General features: G+C 67.0%; 14 protein-coding genes and 2 pseudogenes. 10 read left to right on the top strand and 6 right to left on the bottom strand.

The window, feature by feature from the left end:
* The first annotated feature begins 4 nt into the window (after positions 1 to 4).
* The 4 genes and pseudogenes from ABEA50_RS22490 (at position 5) to ABEA50_RS22475 (ending at position 5,770) form a co-directional block, all read left to right on the top strand.
* Positions 5 to 1,439: pseudogene (locus ABEA50_RS22490) on the top strand (ABC transporter substrate-binding protein).
* Between the two features lies 1 nt (position 1,440).
* Positions 1,441 to 2,325, top strand: a complete 885-nt coding sequence (locus ABEA50_RS22485) for an ABC transporter permease (RefSeq protein WP_345497664.1) — start codon at positions 1,441 to 1,443, stop codon at positions 2,323 to 2,325.
* Positions 2,322 to 3,071 (top strand): ABC transporter ATP-binding protein, encoded by a 750-nt coding sequence (locus ABEA50_RS22480; protein WP_345497662.1) that lies wholly within the window; start codon positions 2,322 to 2,324, stop codon positions 3,069 to 3,071. The genes ABEA50_RS22485 and ABEA50_RS22480 overlap by 4 nt, the downstream gene beginning before the upstream one ends.
* Complete coding sequence (locus ABEA50_RS22475) at positions 3,068 to 5,770, top strand: fumarate reductase/succinate dehydrogenase flavoprotein subunit (RefSeq protein WP_345497660.1); 2,703 nt, start codon at positions 3,068 to 3,070, stop codon at positions 5,768 to 5,770. Before ABEA50_RS22480 ends, ABEA50_RS22475 begins: the two co-directional genes overlap by 4 nt.
* A gap of 124 nt (positions 5,771 to 5,894) precedes the next feature.
* Here the strand turns inward: ABEA50_RS22475 and ABEA50_RS22470 are convergent, their stop codons facing one another.
* A complete protein-coding gene (locus ABEA50_RS22470) occupies positions 5,895 to 6,482 on the bottom strand; it encodes an NAD-dependent epimerase/dehydratase family protein (protein ID WP_345497658.1) in 588 nt (195 codons plus the stop codon).
* 128 nt (positions 6,483 to 6,610) lie between these two features.
* On the opposite strand from ABEA50_RS22470, the gene ABEA50_RS22465 reads away from it, so the two are divergent.
* Positions 6,611 to 7,192: a TerD family protein gene (locus tag ABEA50_RS22465; RefSeq protein WP_345497656.1), complete on the top strand. Its 582-nt coding sequence runs from the start codon at positions 6,611 to 6,613 to the stop codon at positions 7,190 to 7,192.
* Between the two features lie 50 nt (positions 7,193 to 7,242).
* Here ABEA50_RS22465 and ABEA50_RS22460 read toward each other — a convergent pair whose 3' ends face one another.
* Complete coding sequence (locus ABEA50_RS22460; RefSeq protein ID WP_345497654.1) at positions 7,243 to 7,428, bottom strand: hypothetical protein; 186 nt, start codon at positions 7,426 to 7,428, stop codon at positions 7,243 to 7,245.
* A gap of 63 nt (positions 7,429 to 7,491) precedes the next feature.
* Here ABEA50_RS22460 and ABEA50_RS22455 point away from each other — a divergent pair, with 63 nt between their 5' ends.
* The gene (locus tag ABEA50_RS22455) at positions 7,492 to 8,076 is read left to right on the top strand and encodes a TetR/AcrR family transcriptional regulator (RefSeq protein ID WP_345497653.1); all 585 of its coding nucleotides are present in this window, start codon (positions 7,492 to 7,494) and stop codon (positions 8,074 to 8,076) included.
* 60 nt (positions 8,077 to 8,136) lie between these two features.
* Here ABEA50_RS22455 and ABEA50_RS22450 read toward each other — a convergent pair whose 3' ends face one another.
* Positions 8,137 to 9,132, bottom strand: coding sequence for an SMP-30/gluconolactonase/LRE family protein (locus ABEA50_RS22450; RefSeq protein ID WP_345497652.1), 996 nt, complete (start codon positions 9,130 to 9,132; stop codon positions 8,137 to 8,139).
* Between the two features lie 166 nt (positions 9,133 to 9,298).
* Between ABEA50_RS22450 and ABEA50_RS22445 the strand changes: the two genes are divergently transcribed.
* Positions 9,299 to 11,101 carry a flavin-containing monooxygenase gene (locus tag ABEA50_RS22445; RefSeq protein WP_345497651.1) on the top strand — a complete coding sequence of 601 codons (1,803 nt, stop codon included), beginning with the start codon at positions 9,299 to 9,301 and terminating at the stop codon, positions 11,099 to 11,101.
* Positions 11,102 to 11,601: 500 nt separating this feature from the next.
* Positions 11,602 to 12,003 (top strand): annotated as a pseudogene (locus tag ABEA50_RS22440) (alpha/beta hydrolase family protein); the annotation flags it as partial.
* 228 nt (positions 12,004 to 12,231) lie between these two features.
* Here the strand turns inward: ABEA50_RS22440 and ABEA50_RS22435 are convergent.
* Positions 12,232 to 13,059, bottom strand: coding sequence for a HEAT repeat domain-containing protein (locus ABEA50_RS22435; RefSeq protein WP_345497650.1), 828 nt, complete (start codon positions 13,057 to 13,059; stop codon positions 12,232 to 12,234).
* Between the two features lie 112 nt (positions 13,060 to 13,171).
* Entirely contained in the window at positions 13,172 to 13,318 is a 147-nt protein-coding gene (locus tag ABEA50_RS22430; RefSeq protein WP_345497648.1) for a hypothetical protein, read from the bottom strand.
* A gap of 180 nt (positions 13,319 to 13,498) precedes the next feature.
* On the opposite strand from ABEA50_RS22430, the gene ABEA50_RS22425 reads away from it, so the two are divergent.
* The gene (locus ABEA50_RS22425; protein WP_345497646.1) at positions 13,499 to 14,026 is read left to right on the top strand and encodes a MarR family winged helix-turn-helix transcriptional regulator; all 528 of its coding nucleotides are present in this window, start codon (positions 13,499 to 13,501) and stop codon (positions 14,024 to 14,026) included.
* 165 nt (positions 14,027 to 14,191) lie between these two features.
* Positions 14,192 to 15,889, top strand: a complete 1,698-nt coding sequence (locus ABEA50_RS22420) for a GMC family oxidoreductase (RefSeq protein ID WP_345497645.1) — start codon at positions 14,192 to 14,194, stop codon at positions 15,887 to 15,889.
* A 54-nt stretch (positions 15,890 to 15,943) separates the two neighbouring features.
* Here the strand turns inward: ABEA50_RS22420 and ABEA50_RS22415 are convergent, their stop codons facing one another.
* On the bottom strand, positions 15,944 to 16,309 hold the full coding sequence (locus ABEA50_RS22415) for an Imm32 family immunity protein (RefSeq protein WP_345497644.1): 366 nt from the start codon (positions 16,307 to 16,309) through the stop codon (positions 15,944 to 15,946).
* Positions 16,310 to 16,504 lie beyond the last annotated feature (195 nt).

Genomic DNA, 16,504 nt, shown 5'->3' with positions numbered 1-16,504 from the left:
TCCCATGAAACAGCCAAGAAGAACTCGTCTCGTCCCCTTGCTCCTCGCCGCCGCGTTCGGACTGGCCAGTTGCGCACTCCAGAACCCGGATGCCGCGCCCGAAGGCACCGTCAAGGTGGTGGTCGGCTACCAGTCCAAGACCATCAACACCGTCACCGCGGGCACGCTGCTGCGCGCCAAAGGCTTTCTCGAACAACACCTTCAGCGGATCACCGACGACGGCGGCCCCAAGTATCAGGTGGAGTGGCAGGACTACGACACCGGCGCACCGATCACCGCGCAGATGGTCGCGCAGAAGATCGACATCGGATCGATGGGCGATTATCCGTTGCTGATCAACGGATCTCGCACGCAGGCGATCGAACCGGCGCGGACGGAATTGGTGTCGGTCACCGGATACAACCCCCTCGGCGCTCAATATGGTGGTGGTGGCGCCGAATTCGGACGCGAAAACCCTCGCCGACCTCACCGGAAAAAAGGTGTCGGCCAGCGTCGGCTCGGCCGGACACGGCACGTTGGTACAGGCGCTGGCGCGCTCGGGCATCGACCCCGCGACCGGCGTCGAGGTGCTCAACCAGCAACCGCAGGTCGGTGCGACAGCACTGGAATCGCGGCAGGTGGACGCGGTCTCGCAATTCGTCGCCTGGCCGGGGCTGCTGGTGTTCCAGAACAAGGCCACGCTGCTCTACGACGGCGCGGAACTCGGCGTGCCGACCTTTCACGGCGTGGTCGCACGGCGATCCTATTCCGCCGAGCACCCCGAGGTGCTGCAAGCATTCCTCGCCGCGCAACTGGACGCGACGCGGTTCCTCAACGAGAACCCATTCGAGGCAGCGGGAATCGTCGCGCAGAATTCCGGGCTGCCGCCCGAGGTGGTGTACCTCTACAACGGTCCAGGCGGAACGACCTTCGACACCCCGCTCGCGCCGAGTCTGATCGACGCACTGAAAGGCGATGTGCCGTACCTGAAGTCGATCGGTGACTTCGCCGATCTCGACATCGACCGCTTCGTCGACGATAAACCGCTGCGAAAGGCGTATGCCGACAACGGGTTCGGTGACTACGACGCGGATCTGGCCGACAACTCCAACCCGAGCAAGATCACCGGCACCGACCCCGTCTGCGGCACCGCCGTCGACGATCCGACGCGCGCGGGTGAACTGTGGGTCGACGGCGCGAACCGCCCGCAGGCAGCGGCCTCCCCGACCTGCCTGCTGCGCGCGGTCAAAGCGGCCAAGGAGCGCGGGAGCGCGATCCGTGCCGCGTACATCCCCGACGCCGAACTCGGCACCCGCTGGTTCGCCGACAAGGCCGTCTGGCTCCACGACGGGACCGACTACCTGCCGTTCACCACGGAGGCGGCCGCGCAGCGGTATCGCACCACCCATCCGGGGGCGGCGCAGCTGTCCTACGACCAGGCCGTCGCGGAAGTGCGCTGACATGACCGAAGCCACTGTCACCACACCGACGGCCACCACGTCGGCACCGCGCGCGCAAGCACACGGCATCGAGCACGCGACCCAGTTCGACAAGCCCAGGGACGCTGAGTTCTCCGCATGGCGCTCACGCCTGCTGCGGATCGGTTCGATCGTCGCCGCGATCGCCGTGTGGCAGCTGCTCACCGCCAACGACGTGCGGATCTGGCTGCGCTTCGACACCCTGCCGACCGTCACCGAGATCGTCGGTGAATTCGGCACGCAACTGCGCTCACAGCAGTACTTCATCGATGTCGCGCAGTCGTTGATCCGTATCGTCACCGGTTTCGGATTGGCCGCCGTCGTGGGTGTCCTCGCCGGGATCGGGCTCGCCCGTTCGCGCGCACTGGCCGACGGCTTCGGCTCACTCGTCGAACTCATTCGGCCGATCCCCGCCATCGCCCTCGTGCCGGTCGCGATCCTGCTGTTCCCCAGCGACGAATCCGGCATCGTCTTCATCACTTTCACCGCCTCGCTGTTCCCGGTGCTGGTCAGCACCAGACACGCCGTGCGCGCACTGCCGACGATCTGGGAGGACGCGGTACGCACCCTTGGCGCGAAACGTCGAGACATCCTGCTGCGCGTGGTGTTTCCCGGCATCCTTCCCGGCATCTTCAGCGGACTTTCGGTGAGCATGGGGGTCGCCTGGATCTGCCTCATCTCCGCGGAGATGATCTCCGGGCGCCTCGGCGTCGGTTACCGAACCTGGCAGGCCTACACCATCGTCGACTATCCGGCGGTGTTCGTCGGCATGATCACCATCGGCGTCCTCGGCTTCGCCACCTCCGGCCTGGTGGAACTCGCCGGACGCCGTGTCACCCGCTGGCTGCCGAGGGAGGGCGCGCGATGACCACCACCGAAACACTTCCCGACACGACCTCGACCGGCATGCGGCTGGCGTTGCGTGGCGTGCGGATCGCCTACGGCGGCGGCGCGCCGGTGATCCTCGGACTCGACCTGGAGATCGACCCCGGCGAAATCCTTGTTCTCGTCGGCAAATCCGGGTGCGGAAAGTCCACCGTGCTGCGAGCGCTCGCCGGATTGCGCCGCCCACAAGGCGGGCACATCCTCGCCGACGACGCACCGGTGAGCGGTCCCTCCGCCGATCGCGCGCTGATCTTCCAGGACGACGCCCTGCTGCCGTGGCGCACCGTCGAGCGCAATATCGAGCTGGCACTGCGCCTGCGCGGGGTGCCGAAAGCTCAGCGTCGCAGCGCCGTTCGACACTGGATCGGCCAGGTGGGGCTCGACGAGTATCGCGACTACCTGCCGCGCGATCTGTCCGGCGGTATGCGCCAGCGTGTGCAACTCGCGCGCGGTCTCGCCGCCTCCCCACGCGCGGTGCTGATGGACGAGCCGTTCGGCGCGCTCGACAGCCAAACCCGAGAAACCATGCAGCGCTTGCTGATCGAGACGTGGCGCAGCCATCCCACCACCGTCGTTTTCGTCACCCACGACCTCGACGAGGCACTGCTGCTCGGCGACCGCGTCGCCGTGCTCGCCGACGGTGAACTGCGCGCCGTCGTCGCCGTTCCCGACCCACGCCAGGTCGTCGACCGCCGGTCGGTGAAGGCCAGGATTTTGGAGAAACTGTGAACATCCCGGACCCCTCGCAGCGCACGCGCCTCGACTGCGACGTGCTCGTCGTCGGGGGCGGCACCGCGGGCACCATGGCCGCGCTCACCGCCGCCGAACACGGCGCGAACGTGTTGCTGCTGGAGAAGGCGCACGTGCGGCACTCCGGCGCGCTCGCCATGGGGATGGACGGGGTGAACAATGCCGTGATTCCCGGCAAGGCGGAGCCGGAGGACTACGTCGCCGAGATCACCAGGGCCAACGACGGCATCGTCGACCAGCGCACGATCTACCAGACCGCCACCCGCGGTTTCGCCATGGTGCAGCGGCTCGAACGCTACGGCGTGAAATTCGAGAAGGACGAATACGGCGAGTACGCCGTGCGCAGGGTGCACCGTTCCGGCTCCTACGTGCTGCCCATGCCGGAGGGCAAGGACATCAAGAAGGCGCTGTATCGCGTGCTGCGCCAACGCACGATGCGCGAGAAGATCACGATCGAGAACCGACTCATGCCGGTCCGGGTACTCACCGAGAACGGCAGGGCGGTCGGTGCGGCCGCGCTGAACACCCGCACCGGTGAATTCGTCACCGTCGCCGCCAAAGCCGTGATCCTGGCGACGGGACCGTGTGGGCGCCTCGGGCTACCCGCCTCAGGCTACCTGTATGGCACCTACGAGAACCCCACCAACGCCGGCGACGGGTACTCGATGGCCTATCACGCCGGTGCCGAGCTGTCGGGTATCGAATGCTTCCAGATCAACCCGCTGATCAAGGACTACAACGGACCGGCATGCGCCTATGTCGCCAACCCGTTCGGTGGGTACCAGGTGAACGCCAACGGTGAACGCTTCGTCGATTCCGACTACTGGTCGGGTCAGATGATGTCGGAGGTCAAACGCGAAATCGAGTCCGCGCGCGGACCGATCTACCTGAAGGTCTCGCACCTGCCGGACGAGACGCTGTCGGCCCTCGAAGGCATCCTGCACACCACCGAGCGGCCGACGCGCTCCACCTTCCACGCCAACCGCGGGCACGACTACCGCACCCACGACATCGAGATGCATATTTCCGAAATCGGTTTGTGCGGTGGGCATTCCGCGTCCGGAGTATGGGTCGACGAGCACGCGCGCACCACGGTCCCCGGCCTCTACGCCGCGGGCGACCTCGCCTGTGTGCCACACAACTACATGATCGGCGCCTTCGTCTACGGCGACCTCGCCGGTGAGCACGCCGCGAGCACCCTGGCGGACCTGCCCGCGCCGGACACACTGCCCGAGCGGCAACTCGCCGAGGCACACGAGCTGATCTACCGCCCGTTACGCCAGCCCGACGGTCCACCACAACCACAGGTCGAATACAAGTTGCGGCGCTTCGTGAACGACTATGTCGCACCACCGAAAACCGCGACGAAGTTGTCGCTCGCCGTCGAGACGTTCGACCGCATGCGTGCCGACGTCGAAGGTATCGGCGCCCGCACACCGCACGAACTGATGCGCGCCGTGGAGGTGAGCTTCATTCGCGACTGCGCGGAAATGGCCGCACGGAGTTCGCTGACCCGTACCGAATCCCGTTGGGGCCTGTATCACGAACGCGCGGACGTCCCCGAGCGCGACGATGCCGAATGGCGCTATCACCTGAATCTGCGCAAGGACCGCGACGGCGCCATGGAGTTCGTGAAGCGTTCTGTCGCTCCGTATCTGGTCGCCGTACCGGGATTCGACGACCTACCTTCGGCCGAGCCGGTGGAAATCGTGGTGCGCCAACCGGAGACGACGGGCGCACGGGCACCGCACCTGGAAGTCGACACCGCCGCGCCCGCGCGCGAAACCCACCGCGAAACCCCCGCTGCGTCATCGCCTCGACTCGTCGCGCTGCTCGCCTTGGACGCGCCAACCGTCGCCGAACTCGGGGACTACCTCGCCGACGAGGACCCGGTGGTGCGCGTAGCCGCGCTGTCGGTCCTCACCGAGAACACGCCGGAAGGCTTCGCGGGCGCATTGGTGCTGGCACTGGACGACTCGGCGGCGTCGGTACGCGGGGCGGCCGCGGCGAGCCTGCGCGAACTCGTGGAGGTGCTGCCCTCGGCGGACGGATTGGCCGGGCGCCTCGACTCACCGGATCCCGTCGTCCGCGCGACGGTGATCGATCTGCTGCGCGCTCGCCGTACCGGCACCGCAGCACAATACGGTGTCGCGCTGGGCGATTCAGATCATCGCGTGCGGCTGGAAGCGGTCCGCGCGCTGGTTTCGCTCGATGCCGCCGACGCGGTCGCTACGCTCGTCGCCGACGACAATCGCGAGGTGCGCATCGGCGTGGCGCAGGGACTCAGTGCGATCGGGGTGGGTGGGCACGAAGTCATCCGAGTGTTGGCCGCCGACCGCGACCCGCTCGTCCGCGCGGCCGCGCTCACCGCATTCGCGCGGCTCGGCGCCGAGCGGTCCGATGTCACCGAATTGGTCGGTGCGCTGGAGAGTTCGGCGTGGCAGGTCCGTGTCGGTGCCGCCAAAGGGCTCGCGGGTGCCGATCCCGAATACGCCGTTGGGCCGCTGACCGAGGGATTGCGGGACGCTCATCTCGACGTTCGCAAGGCCGCGGTGCTCGCGCTCACCACGTGGGGCGGGCATGCCGGTGCGTTAGCGGCTCTCCATCGGGCTGTTGGGGATACCGATGCCGATGTTCGTGCGTATGCGCGACGTGCGCTGCCTTCCGGGGTGGGCTGAGGGGTGGAGGGGGCGGTGCGAGTTGGTTCGGGTGGTGGAGTTTCACCGGGATCTGGGGGCGGGCCTGCTGACCTACACGGTCAGCAGGACGCGGGTGTGGATTCTGTGGGGGTGCGGTGCGGGGCTACTCGGTTGGGTCGGCGATCACCACTACGCCGCTCGGGGCGTCCAGGTACTTCAAAGTTTGGGCTGCGGCGTCGTCCACCTGTACGCGTGGGTGGTCCGGCAGGGTGTTCTCGTAATATGTTCCTGGGCCGTAGAATTGGCCGTACTTCAGGACCACGCCGCCGAAGTCCAGTACCGCCGACTCGTGTTCGGTGACCGCGGCGCTGCGCTCCGGTGGCTGCTCCCACGCGATGCTCTGGGCGAGGAACTTGCCCGCCTCGGCGGCGGTGGCCGCGGCGATCAGGTTTCGGGTCCCTTCGGTACGGATGCGCGAGTTCGCGGCGGCACCGGCCGCGAGCTCGGCGGGGTCGTCGGGCAGGTCGGTCAATTGGTGGAGCACCACATCGGGGCCGAAACTGACCACGGCGGTGGTGAGTGCGTCGAGGTCGTAGACGTCACACACCACGGGGACCGCGCCCGCCTCGCGCACCTGGTCGGCCTTGGCCTGGGAACGGGTCATACCGGCGACCTCGTGCCCGACCTCCACCAACAACGGCACCAACCTGACTCCGATGACGCCGGTCGCACCGGCCAGAAAGATCCGCATCGGCACACCCTACTGTTCACGCGCCGCAGTTCCTCGCATCATGGGATGACCGATTCGTCACACTGTCCGATGCCGCACCGAAACCATTGCGATGTCGAGTAAATCGACGTCATCGGTAACCTGAAGGCATGATCACGCTCAAAAAAGAAGACGGTGCCGCGGATCTCGCGGGCATCACCAAACTGAGTGTCGGGGTGAGCTGGGACCCGTCCGCGGGTGCCAGCGGCGGAGCGCTCGGCTGGGCGCGCCGCAAGCGCGGCGTCGACCTCGACCTCATCGCGATTCTCATGCAGGGCAGCGAGCCGGTCCGATTCGCCGGACTCGACTCGCTCGACCCGCTGGGCAACGGCTCGGTTCTGCACACCGGTGACGAACAGACCGGCGCCGCCTCCGGTGACGACGAGACCGTGCACGTCACCTTCGCCGACGTCCCCGGCGGCATCGATGCCATCGTGTTCGTCGCGGCGGCGTTCAAGAAGGGCTCTTCGTTCGAGAAGGCCAACAACATCTCGTTCAAGGTCTACGACGCCACCGGCGGCGGGTCGCAGCAGGTGGCCGACATCTGGCCTTCACTGCTGGGCAACGACAACGCCAACGCGGTCGCGCGTGCCTTCCGCAACGGCGACGTGTGGCAGCTCGAGGTGATCAACCGCAAGGGCAAGATCAAGCAGGGCGACAAGCAGGCGCTGTTGCATTTCGCGATCGCCTGAGCGGCGCGGTCACAGTCGGCGCGCGCGACGGTGCGCGCGCCGACGAATGCTCAACCGCCGGTTGATACTTCGACGAGTTGCTTACCAAGGTTGCGGCTCTCGAACAACCCGCGCAATGCCGAGGGCGCCGATTCCAGCCCCTCGTCGATGTGTTCGGCGACGCTGATCGCGCCCCCGGCATGCCATGCACGCAACTTTTCGAACGCCTCGGGGAATCTGTCGAGATAATCGAGCACAGCGACAGCGAATTCTCCGCCGCTGGCAAGCCGTGGTCGTGGGCCGAACCGGTAGGCTGCGGTATGCCCGAGTCCCTCGCCCCCGAGGGGCGGCGACCCCCGAATGACGGACGCAAGGTCGCTGCCCGCAACCGGGCCGCGCTCATCGCCGCCGCACGCGAGATCTACGCGGAGTCCGGCTTGGACGTTCCCCTCTCGGCCATCGCCCGCCGCGCCGGTGTCGGACAGGGGGTGCTGTACCGGAATTTCCCCGACCGGGTGGCGCTGGCGAACGCGGTGTTGGAAGAGAATGTGCACCGAATCGAAGAGGCCGCCGCGAACCACGACCTGGCCTTCGTCGATCTGATCGGCGTGCTCACCTGGCATCTGACCGAGTCGGCGGCGTTCGTGGATTTGCTGAATGCCGATCTCGCCGTCGACCGTTCGGCGGTGCGCGCGCACGCCACGAATCTGTCGGAGCGCGTCGAAACGGCGATACGCGCGCGGATGCCGAAGGCGCACCAACTCGCTGCGGGCGGTGACCTCATGCTCGCGTGCGCCATGGTCTCGGGTGCCGTCAGGGGCGCGACCAGACAGGCGCGGCGGCGCCGCGCACTGGCCGCGTGGCGACTGCTCGGCGTCGAGGTAGGGCCGGTTCGACCCGGCTGAACGGGGGTGACGGCCACAACTCCCGGCTCAGCGCCACAGTCGCGGCGCGCGTCGGCTGTGTCACCCCCCGTTCGACTGCCGAATCCCCTCCGCGAGCGCCTCGAAGGTGTAGAGGTATCCGCCGGACGGACCGCTGACGGTCATATATGCCGTGGTCTCGCCCGGTGTGATCGCCACGTTGGTCGCCGACTCCAAACCGGTTGCGGGTGCGGGGATCTCGATGGTGGCTATGCGCTCGCCGTGGGTGTTGAACACGAGCATCGCCGGTCGACCGTGCAGTGCTTGGTAGAGGTTGCCGTCGGCGTCGACGGCGATGGAGTCGGTCTCGGCGAGGCCGCCGTCGACGCGGATGGCGACGTGCCGGGAAGCTCGTCCGCCCTTGCTGTCGATGGGCAGGTAGGAGATCTGGTTCTTGGTGAGTTCGCTGACCCACAGGCCCTCGTAGTCGACGTCGAACGAGATGCCGTTCGTCGCGGCCATACCTTTGGCCAGTACCTCGGTCTTCTTGCCGCCGCGGTCGATGCGCACCACCCGGCCCTGTTCGACACCCTCGGTCAAGCCGTGCGAATCACTGACGTAGAGGTTGCCTTCCCGGTCGAAGGCGAGATCGTCGGGGTTCATCTGCACCCCGTCGACCTTGCCGGAGAAGAAGATTCGTGGATCGCTGCCGTCCTTCGCGAGGCTGACGATCTCGCCGTGCAGGAAGTCGGTGAGGTAGAGGCGTCCGTCGTGCGGACTGAACTGCGCCGAGGTGTAGGTGCCCCGGTCGTCGGTGTGGAAGGTCCGTGCCGTCTTCTCGTCCAGGTCGATGCGCAGCACCTTCGGCGCGCCGGATGGCGCGGTGACATCGACGACGTGCAGTGCGCCGCTCTCGTCGAAGGTCGGCCCCTCCAACAGGGTCATTCCGGTCTTGTCGTGCGGCTGCGTCACCCGCATGACCTCGCGGGCACGGATCGTCGTGTCCACCGTGCGGCCACCGCCGTCGGTGCCGCATCCACCGAGAGTCAGCGTGCCGACGGCAAGCACGGCTAGGCATCGAATCGAGGTCAGTCGCATGGGTGTGCTCTCTTTCCACTGTATTCCGGGTGCGCACGCCGGGAGCGGGCAGGCCCGCTCGGGCGACATGATTACCCGCACTCCACCCGGACAACAGTGTCCGGGTAGTTGTACCGTAGCGGTCGGCGCCGCATTCTGGGCGGCCGACCGATAGGAGCGACCCCTCATGACAACCGCGCAAGCGTGGACCCCCGATCGACTTTCCGCGCTGCGGCAGCGTTACCGCACCGAACGCGACCGTCGAGTCCGGCCCGACGGCGCCGACCAATACCGGGACGCCGAAACCGAATTCGGCTATTACGCCGCCGACCCCTATGTCGCGGAGCCGATCACGCGGGATCCACTGCACGACACCGTCGACGTCGCGGTGGTCGGCGGCGGATTCGGCGGCCTCCTCGCGGGAGCGCGCATCCGGCAGCGGGGTTCCCACCGGGTGCGAATCATCGACAAGGGCGGCGACTTCGGCGGCACCTGGTACTGGAACCGCTACCCCGGCGTCCACTGCGATATCGAATCCCACGTCTACCTGCCGATGCTCGACGAGACCGGGTACGTGCCGGAGTGGAAGTACTCCCCCGGCGAGGAGATCCGGCAGCACGCGGTCCGCATGGCCGAGCGGTTCGACCTCTACGCCGACGCACTGTTCTCCACCGCCGTCACCGCGCTGGACTGGGACGAGGACGCGCAGGCGTGGTTGGTCACCACACATCGCGGCGACGCGTTCCATGCCGTTTACGTCGTCACCGCCACCGGCACCCTGTCCGACCCGAAACTGCCGGGGATTCCCGGCATCGAAACCTTTCGCGGCCACACCTTCCACACCTCGCGGTGGGACTACGGGTACACCGGCGGCACCCAGTTCGGCGGCATGACCGGGCTGGCCGACAAGCGCGTCGGCGTCATCGGCACGGGCGCCACCGGCGTACAGGTCGTTCCGATGCTGGCCGAGGACGCCCGCCAGCTCTACGTTTTCCAGCGCACGCCCTCCAGCGTCGACGTGCGTGGCAACCGCCGTACCAGCGCGCGGGACGTCGGCGCCGACCACGACGGTTGGGCGCGGGAACGTCGGGAGAACTTCCTGCGTATCGTGTCCGGCGAGCACGCCGACACCGATCTCGTCGCCGACCGGTGGACCAGTTCGGCCGCCCTCCTGGAAAAGCTGCTCCCGAGCTTCCGCCGCGACAGTGCCGCAACGGATTTCGAATCCGCCTACGAGGCCGCCGATGCCGCGAAAATGGACGAACTGCGCACCCGCGTCGAGCAGACCGTGCTGGACCGGCACACCGCCGAGAAGCTCAAGCCCTGGTACCGGTACGCCTGCAAGCGACCAACGTTCTCCGACAAGTACTACGCGGCGTTCAACCGACCGAACGTCACCCTGGTCGATACCGCCGACACCCACGGCATCGAGCGCGTCACCGAGCACGGCGTCGTCGTCGGCGACACCGCCTACGAACTCGACTGCCTGATCTTCGCCACCGGATTCTCCGTCGGCGTCTCGGGCATCCTCGCGGGCAAGATCCCCGTGCGCGGCCGTGGCGGCATCGAACTCGAACAGGCTCGGGAGGATCACGGTGCGCGCTCGCTGCACGGGTTCACCAGCAACGGGTTTCCCAACCTGATCCAGATGGGCACGCTGCACAACGCCAGCAGCGTGAACTACACGCACATCCTCGACGAGCAGGCCACCCATGCCGCCGCACTCGTCGAGGCCGCCGAGGCCACGCACGCCGTGATCGAACCCTCCACCGAACTGGAGGACGCGTGGCTGGCCGTGCTGGCCGAGGGCGCCCCCGACCACGAGTGGTTCCATGCCGAGTGCACCCCCGGCTACTACAACCGCGAGGGACGCGGGCGACCGAATACCCGGAGCTCTTATCCGCACGGCGCGGTCGCCTTCCACGAGCATTTGCGGCGGTGGCGCGCGGAATCCATCGGCGAGGTGCTGCGGCCGAGGGTCACCGGGTAAGCGGTTGTTCGCTGCGCCGATGGTGCCGCCCAACGGCGCCTGCGTCCAAAGCCGCGACCGGAATCGAAAGGTACACATCGTATTCCGGCGGCTCGCGTGCGGCAGAGAGCACCGGGTGACCTGACGACACCCGTGTGGCCGACGAGGGCTATGACGCAGATCTTCCCGCGGTCTCGAGTATGCCGGGACCACACAGTGTGGACTCGGGCTGTCAGCATCCTGTCCCCTGGAAGGATCGTTCATGACCGTCCCGTCGCCTCGGGTGTCGGAGGTGAGGCGTCCGGCGCCAGGAGCATCGGCACCGGCCGCATGGTCGGGAGTCGCCCAGTCCGAGTCCACGTCACGGACGAAGACATTGAGCCGACCACGCCACGGCGCGAGGTAGGCGACGTTCGTTCCATCCGGGGAAAGCAGCGCTCGACTGCGGGTGGGCAGGCCGAAAACTCTTCGACAGCGATCAGCCGCAACATCGACACCCTTTTTCTGGACGGTTCGCCGCCGCGGTCAGCTACACCGGAATGTCCGACCTCGTCGACCTCGTCCGGTCGGTCGTCTCGTTCGCCCGCCGCGCGGTCGAGAACAGCTACCCGCGCTATATCGGCGACCCGGACGACCCCCACCGGGCCGCCGACATGCTCGCCCGCTCGCCCATCAGCCGCGTCGACGACATCACCGCGCCGACGCTGTTGATCCACGGCGCCAACGATGTTCGCGTCCACCGCCGCCACTCCGACCGCATCGTCGACGCGCTGCGTGCCCGTGGCGCCGAGGTCGAGTACTTGCTGAACGAGAACGAAGTCCACTGGTTCATCAACCAGGACAGCAATATCGCGTTGTACCGCACGCTCGTACGCTTTCTGGCCGGCATCTCGGCGGCCGGTCCTCGACCGGTCATTGAATGAGCCAGGGCGCCATCGCCGCGACAATGGCTCTGGCTTGACGATGGCTCGGTCTTCCGGCGACGTCTGGGCGACCACGCTCGGGCAGCTTCGACGCCACATCGCCGACAGCGCGAGGCTCGCACGCTGGGGCGGAAAAGGGTCGGTCGTGGTCCCCGGCCGGAAACCTTCCGCAGGTCGGCAGCTCGTCGCCACTACCGATACTCGAATGTCCTTGCGTGGAGGGGCAGATCAGGCGCCGGGGTGGTCCGTCGACAGGTTTTCGCGGGCCGCGATTGCCGCTTGGATTCGCCGTAGCGTGCGCAAGCCCTTCTTCGCGGCGACGCTGACCATGCCGTCGAAGACCGTCGTGCCTCGGTCGTCGGCCATCAGCCGTTCCAGGGTCGCCACGGCGCGCTCGTCGCCGGTCGAGCCGAGTGCGACGGCGGCCCAATAGCGTTGGTCGGGGTCCTTGCTGTCGGCCGCCGCGCACAGTCTCGGGAGCACGTCGGGGGCGAATCGTGCCAGCGCGCTGGCGATATAGCCGATGCGAAAGTACCGACGGTGCTCGAATTCCGCCCACAGTGCGGCCAGCGCCGCGTCTCCGCCGATCGCGCCGAGTGCCTCGGCAGCACGCTCGCGCGTTCCCACGATCGAATCCCGTAAGAGCGGCGCGAGCGCGGGGACGACAGATTCGCCACCCACGATGCCGAGGGCGATCACGGCTTGCTCGCGCGCGATATCTTGCGAATGATCGAGCAGCGCAACCAAACCGGGGACCGCGGCACGGAAGCCGAGCGCCGCACACCCCTTCGCCGCCCAGGCTTGACAGTTGTACCGAGTGTCGGCCAGTGACGCCAGCAGTGGCGCCTCGAGTGTCTCGTCACCGAAGACCGCCGCCCGATTCAACGCCCGCCCATACAGCGACCGGTGATAAGCGGGATAGTCACGCACGAGCACGCGCAGGGCTTCCTTGGCGGAAATGTCCCCGTCACCAGCCCGCGCCAACAGCTGTCGCAGATGTTCCTCACGGGTCTCTAGCTTGCCGTCTTCGAGGCCTCGCACGTCAGCTGGGTTCACCGCCCCACGGTACCCGGCGCGAGTCCGCCCGCCAGCCACGCGAAAGCAGCGGTGATGCCGTCGAGAAAGAAGCAGCCGACCGCGTACGGTCTACCGCGAAACTCGAAAACCACTACGGCGCCGTGGGATCGGGGCTCTTGCGGTGGTTGCGCAGTTCGAACCAGTAGGTCGCGAACACGGTGGTGTAGCTGGCGATGGTCGCTACGGCGGTGACGCTCAGCAGGATGAGAAGCAGCGGAAGTAGGAAAGTCGTGTCCATGGTGTCCTCCCCGTGCGCGACGGTGGTGTCAGCGATGAACGTTCGGCGCCGCCCTGCACCGATCGGAAGTATCTCCCTGCCGATGGTAAGCGCGCCTTAGCCAAACAAGCACGGTTCAAAACTGTGAGCTACGTCATGACCGCTCGCATAAGTGCTAGACGTGGTGCGTATCGTGCAGTTATGTCCGAACAAACGCATCCGGGATCAGCGGTGCGTGTCGACCCGGCCCCGGTCGCCGGCCACTCGTCGGCCGGAGAGCCCGGCCCCGACCTGCTCTCGCTCGCCTCGCAACTGTGCTTCGCCCTGTATTCCACCTCGCGCGCGATGACCGCGGCCTACCGGCCGCATCTGGACGCCATGGGGATCACCTATCCGCAGTATCTGGCATTGCTCGCATTGTGGGAGCAACCGGATATGACGATGAAGGAACTCGGCGCGAAGCTCTCGCTCGACTACGGCACCGTCTCGCCGCTCATCGCGCGACTACAGGCCAACGGGTTGGTGGATTGCGTGCGCAGCGCGAAGGATCGCCGGGCGGTCCGATTGCGTGCCACCGAGCAGGGATTGGCGCTGCGCGACGGCGCGCGGACGATGGTCGATTCGGTGCGCGGCTCGGCGGGGTATTCCCTCGAAAGCCTCTACGCGCTGCGCGATCAGATCAACGTGCTCGGGCAGCGGCTCGATGAAATGAACGCCGACCGAACCTGATTCACCCCCGTGCCAGCCCACCATGCGATGGCGGATGGCCAGCGTCCTTCCCGGACACGGGTCGTGACCGGCGAAAACCGCGAACCGGCCCGTATGGCCGAATATCTCGATATCGCGTCCGCATATCCCGCTGCGCTGTGGCCGACCACACACTAACCTCGAGCCATGGGTAGCCACTACGACGTGCTCGTCATCGGTTCCGGATTCGGCGGCAGCGTTGCCGCACTCCGCTTGACGGAGAAGGGATATCGGGTCGGTGTCCTCGAACAGGGCCGCCGCTTCGCCGACGACGAGTACGCGAAGAATTCGTGGCATCTGCGCCAATACCTGTGGGCCCCACAGTTCGGCTGCTTCGGCATCCAACGGCTGACCCTGCTGAAGGACACGTTCGTCATGAGCGGCACCGGCGTCGGCGGCGGCTCGCTGGTCTACGCGAACACGCTCTACGAACCGCCGGAGAAGTTCTACCGCGACAAGCAGTGGGCGCACATCACCGACTGGCGTTCCGAACTCGAGCCGTGCTACGACCAGGCCAAGCGCATGCTCGGCGTCACAGAGAATCCCGCGACCACCCCTGCCGACCGGGTGTTACAGGAGGTCGCCGAGGACATGGGCATCGCGCACACCTATCGCCGCACACCGGTGGGCGTGTTGTTCTCCGACGGGTCGACGCGTCAGGGCGACGAAGTCCCCGACCCGTACTTCGGTGGTGTCGGACCGACCCGCTCGACCTGCACGCACTGCGGTGAATGCATGACCGGATGCCGGCACGGCGCGAAGAACACCCTCGTGAAGAACTACCTCTACTTGGCCGAAAAGGCCGGGGCCACGGTGCATCCGCTCACCAAGGTCACCGACGTACGTCCGCGCGCCGAGGGCGGTTACACGGTGCGGACCGTGCGCACCGGACGCTGGGTCCGCAAGGACAAGCAAGTCTTCACCGCCGATCAAGTGATCTTCGCCGCCGCGGCACTCGGCACCCAAAGCCTGTTGCACACCCTGCGCGATAGTGGTGCGCTGCCGAACATCTCGCCGCGCCTCGGTCATCTGGCCCGCACCAACTCCGAGGCCGTGCTGGCCGCGCGCTCGACCCGTCGCGATGTCGATTACACCAAGGGCGTGGCGATCACCTCCTCGATCCACCCGAACGACTACACCCACGTGGAGCCGGTGCGCTACGGCAAGGGCAGCAACCTGATGGGATTGATGACCACCGCACTGGTCGACGGGCAAGAAGGCAAGCGCCGCTGGGTACTCGGGCTGAAGACACTGATCGCCGAGCGCCGCAACGTGTTTCGGCTGCATAATCCGAGGCGCTGGTCCGAGCGGATGGTCGGCCTGCTGGTGATGCAGAACGTGGACAACTCGATCGTCACCTACGCCAAGCGCGGACTGTTCGGCCGAAAGATGACCACCAAGCCGGGCGCGGGCGCGGCACCGCCGAGCTGGATTCCGGAGGGTCACGAGGTGACGCGGCGGATCGCGCAGAAGATGGACGGCATCCCGCAAGGCGCGTGGACCGATCTCGTCAATATCCCGATCACCGGCCACTTCATCGGCGGCTGCGCCATCGGCGACGCACCGGAGACCGGCGTGGTGGACGCGTATCACCGCGTCTTCGGCTACGCGGGCCTGCACATCACCGACGGTTCGACCATCTCCGCCAACCTCGGGGTGAACCCGTCGTTGACCATCACCGCCCAGGCCGAACGCGCGATGTCGTTGTGGCCCAACAAGGGTGAGGACGACCAGCGTCCCCCGCTGGGCGAGCCTTATCGTCGACTCACGCCGATCACGCCGAAGAATCCCGCGGTACCGACTGCCGCGCCGGGAGCATTGCGCCTGCCGATCACGCCCGTCTGACCCTGCGCCGCCGAGGCCGGGTTCGTCACCTCGACACGAAAGGACTCGAGCTGCTTAAAGTTTCGGCATGCCCCCGTGCGGACTGGTGAGCACCACGGGCGCCGAACCTTTCCGCAGATAGCCGGTGCCCTCGTCGTACTCGATGTGCTGATGCCCGCCGTCGGTCATCGCACCGACGGCACGGAGGTCGTCGGCGAGACGCGCTCGACTCTCTTTGTCCCCCAACAGAAGCAGCACCCTGCGCTGCTCGATGACCTGGACGAGCAGTCCGGCGCCATCGTCGGAGCTCACCTCGACCGCCGCGAGATCCTCGGTCTCGAATCGCCCCTCCCCACGAGCAACCACCGCGGCCAGATCGTCGAACTCCTCCGCGGTGCCACGGACATCGACCATCCCGTCACTGAGCTTCTCGACCCGCATACCTCTCCCTACCGCAGCCGCAACGCCAGTTTTCCCGCACAGGCGTGCAAGTTCCGGACCCAAGGTACGCGACAAGGCACATCCGAGCCGACTCCCCCATGCCCCGCCTCCGCACGTGCCCCATGCCGTTCGAGGGGGCCGCGTCTCGGCAGTGGGTCGGCCACCAGTGGTGCGGTCTTCATGGAATGCCTTGAT

The organism is Nocardia callitridis (genome assembly GCF_039543305.1).
Taxonomy (GTDB): Bacteria; Actinomycetota; Actinomycetes; order Mycobacteriales; family Mycobacteriaceae; genus Nocardia; species Nocardia callitridis.
The sequence above is the reverse complement of the archived record's forward strand: the minus strand, read 5'-3'. Positions and strand labels throughout refer to the sequence as shown.